Here is a 12,061-nt window from a genome sequence, read left to right on the forward strand (position 1 = left end):
TCCGCGACCGGCCCCCCGTCACGTCATGATCGACGCGCGGGTCCGCTCGTTGGTTCCCCTTCCCCCACACACGCCGCTCAGGCCAGCGCACGCCCCAGCAGGTACACGGCGGGCGCGGCGAGCGCGAGCGGCAGCGCCACCCCGGCCGTCATGTGGACGAAGCGGGACGGGTAGTCGTAGGCGGCCACCCGGTGCCCCACCAGGGCGCACACCCCGGCGCCCAGGCCCAGCAGCGCGCCCTGCGCCCCCATGCCGGTCAGCCCGCCGGCGGCGGCACCCGCGCCGGCGGCCGCGAGGAGCGCCACCACCAGCGTGGCGACGCCCGGCAGCGGCAGGGCGCGGGCCACGATCGTGACGGCGACCGCGAGGCCGCCCACGACGACCGCGTCGGACGCGGCGGCCAGGTACCCGGTGGCGACGACCGCGAGGGCCGACGAGGCGACGGTGGCCATCAGGCCGTACTGGCGCTCGTCGGAGCCCGCGTGGCTGCGCAGCTGGAGCACGATCACCAGCAGGACCCACACGCCGAGCGTGCCGAGGATCGCGGCGGGCGCGTGCTCCTTGCCGACCGCCAGCAGCGCGGCGTCCGAGACGAGGCCGCCCGCGAAGGCGAGCGCGATGCCCTGGCGGGCGGGCCACATGCCGTTGAGCCGGAACCAGCCGGCGGCGGTGACGGCCTGGAGCAGGACGAGCGGGACGAGCAGCCCGTACGGCCCGAGGGCGGCGCCCGCCGCGAGGAGGCCGCCCAGGGCGGCGGTCAGCACGGCCGGCTGCATGCCCGGGTCGATGATCGGCGAGCGGCCCTCGGCGCGGGCCCGCTGGGCGTCGGTCAGCCGCACGTGCCCCGCGGTGGTGGGCGCGCCGTACCCCGGTGCGGCGGCCTCGGCGGGTGCGGGGGCGGGCGTGGGGGCAGCGGCGGCGTGCGCCGGGCCGTGCGCGTGCGGCTGCGCCTGGTCGTAGGCGTGCGCCTGCTCGTACGCGGCTGCCTGGTCGTACGCCGGTGCCTGGTCGTACCCGGGCGCGGGCTCCTCGCCGGGGGTCACCGGCCGCAGATACGCCGTGGGTGTGTCGTACGGGACCTCCGGCGGCAGCGGGTGGCCGGCCGGGCCCTCCGGAGGCAGCGCGTGGGCCCCCGGGCCACCGGCGCCCTGTGCCGGGAGGTGGGCGGAGTCCGCCGCGTACGGCGGGCCGGGCTGCTGCTGCGGCTGCGGCTGCGGCTGCGGCTGCGGCTGCTGGTACGCCACGGGGTGGACGGCCGGCTGGTACTGGGTGTCCCAGGTCTGGCCCTCCCACGTCTGCGCGACGTCCGGGTCCTGGTACCCCTGTCCGTACGGGTACTGCTGATCGCTGCTCATGCTGTGGGGTTCACCCTCCTGCGAACGGCGGGAGCACCTCGACCGTGCCGCCCTCGGCCAGCCGTACGGTCTCATGGCTCCGGGTCCCGACGGGGTCACCGTCGACCAGGAACGAACACCGCAGGAGCACCCGCGTCAGCTCCCCGGGGTGCCGCTCGCGCACGGCGGCCAGCGCCTCGGCCAGGTTCTCCGCGGCGTACGGCTCCTCGGCGGTCCCGGCGGCCGCCTTGGCCGCGGCCCAGTAGCGGATGGTCCCCGCTGCCATAGCGGCACTCCTTTCGTCGGCCTCGTCGGCATCCATCATGAGCTATGGCACGGACAGCCAGTCCGCGATGCGGGCGAGCAGGGCGTCGCCGGCCGCGTTCTCGGCGTGGCCCATGCCCTCCTCCAGCCACAGTTCGGCGGGGCCCGCGGCCGCCAGCGCCCGCGGGTGGTCGACCGGGAAGTACGTGTCCCGGTCGCCGTGCACGATCAGCAGCGGCGTCGGGGCGATCAGCGGTACCGCCTCCACCGGTGGCATGGGCACCGGGTCCCAGTCCCGGTGGTGGATGCGGGTCCGCAGCCCGTAGCGGCCCACCAGCCGCCCCGCGGGCCGGGTGATCACCCAGTGGACGCGCCGCATAGGAGCCGTACCCCGGTAGTACCAGCGCGCGGGCGCGCTCACCGCGACCACGGCGTCCGTGTGCTCCGGCGCCGCGTCCTTGAACAGCGCCGCGTGCCGCAGCACCACCGAGCCGCCCATCGAGAACCCGACCGTCGCCACGCGCGCGTACCCCAGCTCACGGGCCCACCGCACCGCCGCGGCCAGGTCCAGCACCTCGCGATCGCCGACCGTGGACCGGCCGCCGGAGCCGCCGTGCCCGCGGAAGGAGAAGGTGACGACCCCGGCCCGCCGGGCGAACGCCCGTGCCGCGCGCCGCACCGCGGGCCGGTGGACCGAGCCCGTGAAGCCGTGGGCGACAACGACGGCCGTGTCCGTGACACTGGCTGTATGCGGTGGCGCGAACGGCGTATGGACCGCCTCGATCCGGACCCCGTCGGATGTACGCAGCATGGCGCGGAGCGGACGGGGCGTGAGCGAGGGAACATCCACGATGTGAAATGCGCCCTCTTCCTCGGGAGTCATGTGGGCTATTCTCCTGGGCAGAGGATCCGGGCGACGCAGCCCCCGGATCCTTTTGTGTTTTCCGTCCGTTGTTACAGACAGGTGAACAAGGGCTCTCAGGGCGCGGGAGCCTCGTACGAAGCAGTGCCGCAACGTCCTCGCAGGGACCGAGGAGGGACCGACGTCATGGGCCGGCTAACCGTGCACGACCACAGGACCACCCGGGTACGGAGGGCGCGATGAGCTCTCTGCTGCTCCTGACCAATGCCCTCCAGCCGTCGACGGAGGTGCTCCCCGCCCTCGGACTGCTGCTGCACAACGTGCGCGTGGCCCCCGCCGAGGGGCCTGCGCTCGTGGACACCCCCGGCGCGGACGTGATCCTCGTCGACGGCCGCCGCGACCTGCCGCAGGTGCGGTCGCTGTGCCAGCTGCTCCGCTCCACCGGGCCGGGCTGCCCGCTGATCCTGGTCGTCACGGAAGGCGGCCTCGCGGCCGTCACCGCCGACTGGGGCATCGACGACGTGCTGCTGGACACGGCCGGACCGGCCGAGGTCGAGGCGCGGCTGCGGCTCGCGACGGGCCGCCAGCAGATCACCGCGGACGACTCCCCCATGGAGATCCGCAACGGCGACCTGTCGGTCGACGAGGCGACGTACAGCGCCAAGCTCAAGGGCCGGGTCCTGGACCTGACCTTCAAGGAGTTCGAGCTGCTGAAGTACCTGGCGCAGCACCCGGGCCGGGTCTTCACCCGCGCGCAGCTCCTCCAGGAGGTGTGGGGCTACGACTACTTCGGCGGTACGCGCACGGTCGACGTCCACGTGCGGCGGCTGCGCGCCAAGCTGGGCCCCGAGCACGAATCGCTCATCGGCACCGTCCGCAACGTCGGCTACCGCTTCGTGACGCCCGAGAAGGTGGAGCGCGCGGCGGAGGAGGCCCGGACGAAGGAGACGAAGGCGCCCAAGGCGACCGCCGTCACCCGTCCGGAGGACACCGATCAGGTGGAGGAAGCCGCCGTACGACCTGCCCAGAGGTAGGTCACCCCGCGTAGACTGCCGCGCGTGGCCAAGGTGACGCGGGACGACGTGGCACGACTTGCGGGTACTTCGACCGCGGTCGTGAGCTACGTCATCAACAACGGACCCCGGCCGGTCGCACCGGCCACGCGCGAGCGGGTACTCGCAGCGATCAAGCAGCTGGGCTACCGGCCCGACCGCGTCGCGCAGGCGATGGCCTCGCGGCGCACGGACCTCATAGGCATGATCGTCCCCGACGCCCGGCAGCCGTTCTTCGCCGAGATGGCGCACGCGGTCGAGAGGGCCGCCGCCGACCGCGGGAAGATGGTCCTGGTCGGCAACTCCGACTACCGCGACGAGCGGGAGATCCACTATCTGCGCGCCTTCCTCGGCATGCGGGTCGCCGGGCTGATCCTCGTCAGCCAGGGCATGAGCGAGCGGGCCGCCCAGGAGATCGAGGCGTGGGACGCGCGCGTGGTGCTGCTGCACGAGCGGCCCGAGGCCCTCGACGACGTCGCGGTCGTCACGGACGACATCGGCGGCGCGCAGCTCGCCACCCGCCACCTCCTGGAGCACGGCCACGAGTACGTCGCCTGCCTCGGCGGCGTGGAGAACACCCCCGCCGTCGGCGACCCGGTCGCCGACCACGAGGAGGGCTGGCGCCGCGCGATGCTGGAGTCCGGCCGCTCGGTCGAGGGCCGGCTGTTCCAGGCGCCCTACAACCGCTACGACGCCTACCAGGTGGCTCTGAAGCTCCTGGCGGGCCCGGACCGCCCCCCGGCCATCTTCTGCTCCACGGACGACCAGGCCATCGGCGTGCTGCGCGCGGCGCGCGAGCTGCGCCTGGACGTGCCGGGCGACCTGGCGGTGGCCGGCTTCGACGACGTCAAGGAGGCGGCGCTCACCGACCCGCCGCTGACGACGGTCTCCTCCGACCGCCCCGCCATGGCCCGCGCGGCGGTGGACCTGGTGCTCGACGACGGCCTGCGGGTGGCGGGGTCGCGCCGGGAGCGGGTCAAGCAGTTCCCGTCGGCGCTGATAGTGCGCCGGTCCTGCGGCTGCGACGGCCAGTAGCGCCGCACGCGGCGGCACCTCCGGCGGGCCGCGGCCCGCACGGCGGGAGCCCGCCCGGCCCCGCCTCCTCGCGCGGACCGGCCCGCCTCCTCGCCCCGCCCGGCCCCGCCTCCTCACCCGGACCGGCCCAGCTCCTCGCCCCGACCGCCCCACGTCCTTACATCGGGCATACGAGACTCTTCCCGGACTCTCAGGGCGTCCTCAGACGGCTCTCATGTACGGATCCGAGAGTCGTACCCATGACGGACCACTCCTCCCCCGAGCCGCACTCGCCCTTCGCCTTCCCGCCGCCCCCGTCGTACCCGCCCACCGCGCACCGCCGCGCGGGGAGCAGGCGGCCGGTGGGGCTGATCGCCGCCGTCGCCGTCGCCGCCGCCCTCGTCGGCGGGGGTGCCTCCGCGGCCGTGCAGGAGTTCACGGGCGGCCCGCACACCGCTTCCGGCACCGGCGCGGTGTCCGGCACCAACGTGTCGCGCTCCGGCAAGGGCACCGTCGCGGATGTCGCCAGGGCGGTGTCCCCCAGCATCGTGGAGATCGCCGCGACGACCGGTTCCGGCTCGTCCACCGGATCAGGGGTGATCATCACCGCCGGGGGCGAGATCGTCACCAACAACCACGTCGTCGCCGGCGCCTCCACCGTCAAGGTCCGGCTCGGCGACGGCAGGACCTACAAGGCGGACGTCGTCGGCACCGACCCCGCCAAGGACCTGGCCCTGATCGCCCTGCGGGGCGCGTCGGGACTCCCGGCCGCCACCCTCGGCGACTCCGGCAAGGTCCGGGTCGGCGACCAGGTCGTCGCCATCGGGTCCCCGGAGGGGCTCACCGGCACCGTCACCAGCGGCATCGTCTCCGCGCTCGACCGCGACGTCACCGTGGCCAAGGACGACGGCGGCGCCCAGCAGGAGCAGCCGGACACCGGCGGTGCCCGGGGATGGCCGTTCGAGTTCGACGGGCAGCGGTTCAACGGCGACACGGGCGACTCGAAGACCACGTACAAGGCCATCCAGACCGACGCCTCGCTCAACCCCGGCAACTCGGGCGGCGCGCTGATCGACATGAACGGCGAGATCATCGGCATCAACTCCGCCATGTACTCCCCCAGCTCCGCCACCGGCTCCACGGCCGGCAGCGTCGGCCTGGGCTTCGCCATCCCCGTCGACACCGTCAAGGCCGACCTGGACGACCTCCGGTCCGGTTCCTGACCGCGTGCGACGCTGACCCCATGAACACTGACGCCGACCGCATCCTGATCGTCGACGACGAGCCCGCCGTGCGCGAGGCGCTCCGGCGCAGCCTCGCCTTCGAGGGGTACGGGACGGACGTCGCCGTCGACGGTGCCGACGCGCTCGCCCGGATGGACGCGTACGCCCCCGACCTCGTCGTCCTCGACGTCCAGATGCCCCGCATGGACGGCCTGACCGCCGCGCGCCGCATCCGCGCGGCCGGCTCGACCGTGCCCATCCTGATGCTCACCGCCCGCGACACGGTCGGCGACCGCGTGACGGGGCTGGACGCGGGCGCGGACGACTACCTGGTGAAGCCGTTCGAGCTGGACGAGCTGTTCGCGCGGATCCGCGCGCTCCTGCGGCGCAGCTCGTACGCGGCGGCCTCCGGCGCGCCCCGGCCCGAGGGTGACGCCCTGGCCTTCGCGGACCTGCGGATGGACCTGGCCACGCGTGAGGTGACGCGCGGCGGGCGGCCGGTGGAGCTGACCCGCACAGAGTTCACGCTCCTGGAGATGTTCCTGTCGCACCCGCGGCAGGTGCTCACCCGCGAGCAGATCCTCAAGGCGGTGTGGGGCTTCGACTTCGAGCCCAGCTCCAACTCGCTGGACGTGTACGTGATGTACCTGCGGCGCAAGACCGAGGCGGCGGGCGAGCCCCGCCTGGTGCACACCGTCCGGGGCGTGGGGTACGTGCTGCGCGGCGGGGCCGCCGAGTGACCGGACCGCTGCGCCGCTTCCGCGCGCTGCCGCTGCGCTCCCGGCTCGCCCTGCTGACGGCGACGGCGGTGGCGGTCGCGGTCGCGGCGGTGGCCGTGACGTGCTGGTTCTTCACCCGTGCCCAGCTGCACGGCGAACTGGACACGTCGCTGAAGAACACCAGCGCGCCCGACGAGGTGCTGCGCCAGGCGTTCGGCGCGTGCGGGGTCCGCCCGCCGCAGCCGTCCGCGCAGGGGGCCAACTTCGCCTACGTCCAGCTCGTCCTGCCCGACGGTCGGCGCTGTGTCGCCCCGTACTATCCGCCGGTCAAGGTGCGGCCGGAGGACCTGGAGGTGCTGGGCGGCGGGCCGGCGGACTCGCTGCACGACAGCTCGACCGACGGCGGCGCCCCCGTGCGCGTGCACAGCTACCGGACCACGGTCGGCGGGGTGCCGGTGACCGCCTCGGTGTCCCGGCCGCTGGCCGAGATCGACGCCACGCTCAGCCGTCTCGCCCTGGTGCTCACCGCGCTGGCCGGCATCGGGGTCGTCGGTGCCGGTGCCGCCGGGCTGTGGGTGGCGCGGACGGGGCTGAAGCCGGTGGACCGGCTGACCGGGGCGGTGGAGCACGTGGCGCGCACGGAGGACCTCACGGTGCGGATCCCGGTGGACGGCGAGGACGAGATCGCCCGCCTCTCGCGGTCGTTCAACGCCATGACCGCCGCCCTCGCCTCCTCCCGCGACCGGCAGGCGCAGCTGATCGCCGACGCGGGGCACGAGCTGCGCACGCCGCTGACGTCGCTGCGCACGAACGTCGAGCTGCTGGCGCGCAGCGAGGAGACGGGGCGGCCGATCCCGCCGGAGGACCGGCGGGCCCTGATGGCGTCGGTGAAGGCGCAGATGACGGAGCTGGCGGCGCTCATCGGCGATCTCCAGGAGCTGTCCCGGCCGGACGCGGCGGCGCCGGGGAGGCTGGAGGTGGTCGCGCTGCACGGCGTCCTCGCCACGGCGCTGGACCGGGTGCGGCTGCGGGGCCCGGAGGTGTCGGTCACGGCGGACGACGTGCGCCCCTGGTACGTGCGGGCGGAGCCCGCGGGGCTGGAGCGCGCGCTGGTGAACGTCCTGGACAACGCGGTGAAGTTCTCGGCCCCCGGCGGGACGGTGGAGGTGGCGCTGGTGGACGGGGAGCTGACGGTGCGGGACCACGGGCCGGGCATCCCGCCGGACGAACTGCCGCACGTCTTCGACCGGTTCTGGCGCTCGCCGTCGGCCCGCAGCCTGCCGGGCTCGGGACTCGGCCTGTCGATCGTGGCGCGGACGGTGCGGCAGTCGGGCGGCGAGGTGGTGCTCACGGCGGCGGAGGGCGGCGGTACGCGGGCGGTGATCCGGCTGCCGGGCGCGCCGACGCCGCCGCCGTCCGAACCCTCCGAACCCTCCGAACCGTCCTCGCCGTCCGAACCATCCGCGCCCGGAGCGGTGTGAGGCGTCCGGCCGGGGCCGGTTCCCCCTCGGTCCCGGCCGGACGTGCGCCTACATAGCTATCCGGCCACGAAGGCGTGGCGCAAACCGGATGGGCCGATGTACGCCATGACGTTTTTCACCGCCGGTCCGGGGAACCCCGGGGCGGGAAATCCCGTGCGCCCGCTCAGGGGTTGTGGCGGATCAGGGACTCGACGAGCCCGGCCCGGGTGTTGGGGAAGTCCATCGGGACGATGCCGAGGCCCTTCCAGCCGGAGGCCTCGGCCCCGTCGAGGAAGCCGTGGACGCGCGGGTTGAGCCGGTCGGCGTTCCAGCGGGGCGGGAGCAGCGCGGCGGTGGAGACGTGGTTGACGTACAGCCTGCCGGGCTGCGTGGCTGCCCTGCGGAAGTGGGCCTCGATCTTCGGGTACTTGGCGGACGGTTCGGCCATGTAGTCGTCCTGGACGTCGAAGAGCGCGCCGTCGCCGTACCGGACCCCGGGCAGGCCGCCGTTGTCGGCGAGGAGCACGACCCTGCCGCGTGCCTCGCCGAGCGCGGGGAGGCCGTCGCCGATGCGGAAGAGGGGGCGCCAGCCCTTGGCGTCCAGGTAGAGGTCGAAGATCCGCCGGAAGGTGGCGTCGGGCTCCTCGGAGTACTCCTGCTTGACCCGCATCAGCACCGTCTCGGTGGGGTGCGCGGCGAGGAAGTCGCGGCAGGCGATGAGGACGTCGCCGAACATCTGGTTCTGGTAGTACGCCCCGTGGTGGATGGCGAACGCGTCGCCGGTGACCCGGCACCGTACGTCCAGGTAGCGGATGCCGCTGCTCAACTGCTGGGCGACGCCGGTGTTCTGGCACGCGACCCACGGCCCGCCGGCGGGGGCCGCGGAGTTGTGCGTGCCGGGGATGGTCAGCGTCCGCAGCGGGGTGTCGCCGGGGAGGCGGGCCATCCAGTCCTGGGTGCCGAGCGTCCGGGTGCGGGCGCGGGCGGGGGTGCCCAGCAGGGCGGTGGCGGATACGGCGGCGGTGGCCGCGAGGAAACTCCGTCGGCTCAGGTCCGGGGCGAGGTCCATGCGCGGCAGTATGACGCGTACACGACATTGACGGCCAGACGTGTGCGCGGACGGACCCACCGGCCCGGGCCCCCGAAGACGGGCGCGGGGCGGGGGAACCGTTTCACCGGCTCCGCCGCCCCGCGCTCGTACCGCGTCCTACTTGACGACCGTGATCCGGTCGGCCTTCGGCGGCGCGATCGGCGCGCTCGCCGACGAGTTGGCCGCCAGGTAGGCGTTGAAGACGTCCAGGTCGGACGCGCCGACCAGCTTGTTCTTGCCCTGCGCCAGGGCCGGGAAGCCGTCGCCGCCGCCCGCGAGGAACTCGTTCATCGCGACGCGGTAGGACTTGGCCGGGTCGATCGGCTCACCGTTCAGCTTCACGGAGTCGACCACCACACGCGCCGCGCCCGTCCTGGTCATGTCGAGCGTGTAGGTGAAGCCCTTCGAGACCTGGAGGATCTTGGGGGAGGCCTCGTTCGAGCCGCTGACCTGCTGCTGGAGACCCGCGATGAGCTGAGCACCGGTCAGGTCGACCACGTTCATCATGTTGGTGAACGGCTGCACGGTGAACGCCTCGCCGTACGTCACCACCCCGTCGCCCTCGGCGCCGGACGCCTTGTACACCAGGTCCGAGCGGATGCCGCCCGGGTTCATCAGCGCGATCTGCGCACCGCCCTTGTCGGCGGGGGCGAGCCCGGCGAGCTGCGCGTCGGTGATCAGGTCGCCCAGCGGCTTCTCGTAGTCCGTGGAGCCGCGGCCGTTGATGTCGGCGGAGATGTAGCCCTGCGGCCTGTTGGCGATCGGCGCGGCCAGCGTGTTCCAGCGCTCGATCAGCGACGTCATGTCGGCGGCCTTCGGCACGTCACGCGACACGACGTGGTTCGCCGACTCCACCGACGTACGCACGATGTCCTTGGTCCGGCGGTCGTACGTCAGCGTCGTGTCCGTGTAGAGCTTGCCGTACGAGGACGCCGAGGTGACCATGCGCGGCTTGCCGGACGGGTCCGGGACGGTGCACACGTACGCCTGGTGGGTGTGGCCGGTGACCAGGGCGTCGACCTGCGGGTTCAGCTTCTTCGCGATGTCGACGACCGGGCCGGAGATGCCGTCGCCGGCCCCCGGGCTGTCGCAGTTGTAGTTGTACGAGGACGAGGCCGGCGCACCGCCCTCGTGGATCAGGGCGACGATCGACTTGACGCCCTTGCGCTCCAGGACCTTGGTGTACTTGTCGATCGTCTCGACCTCGTCACCGAACTTCAGGCCCTTGACGCCCTCGGCGGTGACGATGTTCGGCGTGCCCTCCAGGGTCACCCCGATGAAACCGATCTTGACGCCCTTGCGCTCCCAGATGAAGTACGGGTCCAGGATCGGCTTGCCCGTCTTCTCGTTCGTCACATTGGCGGCGAGGTACGGAAAGTTGGCGCCGGGGAAGGTCTTGCCCTCCTCGTAACAGCCGCCGGTCGGGTGGCAGCCGCCGTTCTGCATCCGGGCCAGCTCCTTGGCCCCCTCGTCGAACTCGTGGTTGCCCACGGACGAGACGTCCAGCTTCAGCTTGTTGAGCGCCTCGATGGTCGGCTCGTCGTGGAAGAGGCCCGACATCAGCGGGGAGGCGCCGATCATGTCACCGGCGGCGGCGGTGACGGAGTACGGGTTGCCCTGGCGCGCGGTGCGCAGGTGCGTGGCGAGGTACTCGACGCCACCCGCCTTGATCTTCTCCGTGGTGCCGTCCGCGTGCTGGTGGACGACCTCCCCGGACGAACCGGCCGGCGGCTCCAGGTTGCCGTGCAGGTCGTTGAAGGAGAGCAGCTGCACGTCGACGGTGCGGCCCGGGTGGTGGCCGGCGGGCTTGCCGCGGTCGTCGGCGCCGGCCGGCAGGGCGGCGACCATCGCGCCGACGGTGGCCAGTCCGGCGGCGGTGGCGAGTATCCGCCGCCCCGCACGGTTCTTCTTCGGTGTCGCTGACATCTGTCCCCTCGTGGTCAACAAGTCGTGTACGGCCCAGCGCAGCCTAGGGTCAACGCGCGTAGCGCAACAGGGGGTGGAGGGTTACAAGCCGGTTGCCATCGGCCGCCGTAGGCTCGTACGCATGACGACTGACGCCCCGGTACCGGCCCTCGAGCCCGGCCGCCGTATCGACACCTTCGACGAGCTCACCCACGAGCAGGCCCAGGACGTCCTCGCCCTCCTCGCCGAGGCCGCCCGCGCCGACGGCATGCAGGCCGTCTCCGAACAGGGGCGGCTCCAGCTGCGCGGCGGTCGCCGCGAAGGGGTGTCGCACCTGCTGCTCACCGTCCGCGGCGAGCTCGTCGGCTACGCCCAGCTGGAGGACACCGACCCCGTCGAGGCGCCGGCCGCCGAGCTGGTCGTCCACCCCTCGCACCGCGGCCGGGGGCACGGCCGGGCGCTGGGCTCCGCGCTGCTGGCGGCCTCCGGCAAGCGGCTGCGCGTGTGGGCGCACGGCGGCAAGTCGGCCGCCCGCCACCTGTCCCAGGTGCTGGGGCTCACGCTCTTCCGGGAGCTGCGGCAGATGCGGCGCCCGCTCGCCGGCCCGGCGGACGTCCCGGAGCCGGTGTTCCCGCCCGGCGTCACCGTCCGCACGTTCGTGCCCGGCCAGGACGACGCCGCCTGGCTGGCCGTCAACGCCGCCGCGTTCGCGCACCATCCCGAGCAGGGCGCGCTGACGCAGCGGGACCTGGACGACCGCAAGGCCGAGCCGTGGTTCGACCCGAAGGGCTTCTTCCTCGCCGTACGGGAGCCGGACGGCGAGATCGTGGGCTTCCACTGGACGAAGGTCCACGCCGAGGAGCAGCTGGGCGAGGTGTACGTCGTGGGCGTCAGCCCCGAGGCGCAGGGCGGCGGCCTGGGCAAGGCACTGACCTCGGTCGGGCTGCGGCACCTCGCGGCGGAGGGCCTGCCCACGGCGATGCTCTACGTGGACGCGGACAACACCGCGGCGGTGCGGGTGTACGAGGGGATGGGCTTCACCACGCACGAGGTGGACCTGATGTACCGCTCGGAGACGTGACGGCAGAGGTCTGAGAGACGGGCGGGGCATTGACACCCCGCCCTCTCTTGCACCACC

The 12,061-nt window shown here is 73.5% G+C and carries 11 protein-coding genes; 6 read left to right on the forward strand and 5 right to left on the reverse strand.

The window, feature by feature from the left end; genetic code table 11:
- Nucleotides 1-77: 77 nt before the first annotated feature.
- From A4V12_RS03045 to A4V12_RS03055, 3 genes are read right to left on the reverse strand one after another with little or no spacing between them, the layout of a single operon-like run.
- Complete coding sequence (locus A4V12_RS03045) at nt 78-1,355, reverse strand: hypothetical protein (RefSeq protein ID WP_064067597.1); 1,278 nt, start codon at nt 1,353-1,355, stop codon at nt 78-80.
- Nucleotides 1,356-1,365: 10 nt separating this feature from the next.
- Entirely contained in the window at nt 1,366-1,620 is a 255-nt protein-coding gene (locus A4V12_RS03050) for a MoaD/ThiS family protein (RefSeq protein ID WP_064067598.1), read from the reverse strand.
- A gap of 42 nt (nt 1,621-1,662) precedes the next feature.
- Entirely contained in the window at nt 1,663-2,481 is an 819-nt protein-coding gene (locus tag A4V12_RS03055; RefSeq protein WP_064067599.1) for an alpha/beta hydrolase, read from the reverse strand.
- A 218-nt stretch (nt 2,482-2,699) separates the two neighbouring features.
- On the opposite strand from A4V12_RS03055, the gene A4V12_RS03060 reads away from it, so the two are divergent.
- From A4V12_RS03060 to A4V12_RS03080, 5 genes are read left to right on the forward strand one after another with little or no spacing between them, the layout of a single operon-like run.
- Nucleotides 2,700-3,494, forward strand: a complete 795-nt coding sequence (locus A4V12_RS03060; protein WP_064067600.1) for a response regulator transcription factor — start codon at nt 2,700-2,702, stop codon at nt 3,492-3,494.
- Between the two features lie 24 nt (nt 3,495-3,518).
- Nucleotides 3,519-4,547 (forward strand): LacI family DNA-binding transcriptional regulator, encoded by a 1,029-nt coding sequence (locus A4V12_RS03065; RefSeq protein WP_064067601.1) that lies wholly within the window; start codon nt 3,519-3,521, stop codon nt 4,545-4,547.
- The gene (locus A4V12_RS03070) at nt 4,532-5,749 is read left to right on the forward strand and encodes a S1C family serine protease (RefSeq protein WP_423563779.1); all 1,218 of its coding nucleotides are present in this window, start codon (nt 4,532-4,534) and stop codon (nt 5,747-5,749) included. The genes A4V12_RS03065 and A4V12_RS03070 overlap by 16 nt, the downstream gene beginning before the upstream one ends.
- 20 nt (nt 5,750-5,769) lie before the next feature.
- The gene (locus tag A4V12_RS03075; RefSeq protein ID WP_064067603.1) at nt 5,770-6,489 is read left to right on the forward strand and encodes a response regulator transcription factor; all 720 of its coding nucleotides are present in this window, start codon (nt 5,770-5,772) and stop codon (nt 6,487-6,489) included.
- Nucleotides 6,486-7,949: a sensor histidine kinase gene (locus tag A4V12_RS03080; protein WP_064067604.1), complete on the forward strand. Its 1,464-nt coding sequence runs from the start codon at nt 6,486-6,488 to the stop codon at nt 7,947-7,949. The genes A4V12_RS03075 and A4V12_RS03080 overlap by 4 nt, the downstream gene beginning before the upstream one ends.
- Before the next feature lie 163 nt (nt 7,950-8,112).
- Here the strand turns inward: A4V12_RS03080 and A4V12_RS03085 are convergent, their stop codons facing one another.
- Nucleotides 8,113-8,997, reverse strand: a complete 885-nt coding sequence (locus A4V12_RS03085) for a phosphatidylinositol-specific phospholipase C (RefSeq protein ID WP_064067605.1) — start codon at nt 8,995-8,997, stop codon at nt 8,113-8,115.
- 138 nt (nt 8,998-9,135) lie between these two features.
- Nucleotides 9,136-10,944: a bifunctional metallophosphatase/5'-nucleotidase gene (locus A4V12_RS03090; RefSeq protein WP_064067606.1), complete on the reverse strand. Its 1,809-nt coding sequence runs from the start codon at nt 10,942-10,944 to the stop codon at nt 9,136-9,138.
- Nucleotides 10,945-11,065: 121 nt separating this feature from the next.
- On the opposite strand from A4V12_RS03090, the gene mshD reads away from it, so the two are divergent.
- Complete coding sequence (gene mshD / locus A4V12_RS03095; RefSeq protein WP_064067607.1) at nt 11,066-12,004, forward strand: mycothiol synthase; 939 nt, start codon at nt 11,066-11,068, stop codon at nt 12,002-12,004.
- The last annotated feature ends 57 nt before the right edge of the window (nt 12,005-12,061 follow it).

Origin of the sequence: Streptomyces noursei (genome assembly GCF_001646665.1) — a bacterium.
In the GTDB taxonomy this organism is placed as follows: Bacteria; Actinomycetota; Actinomycetes; order Streptomycetales; family Streptomycetaceae; genus Streptomyces; species Streptomyces lavendulocolor.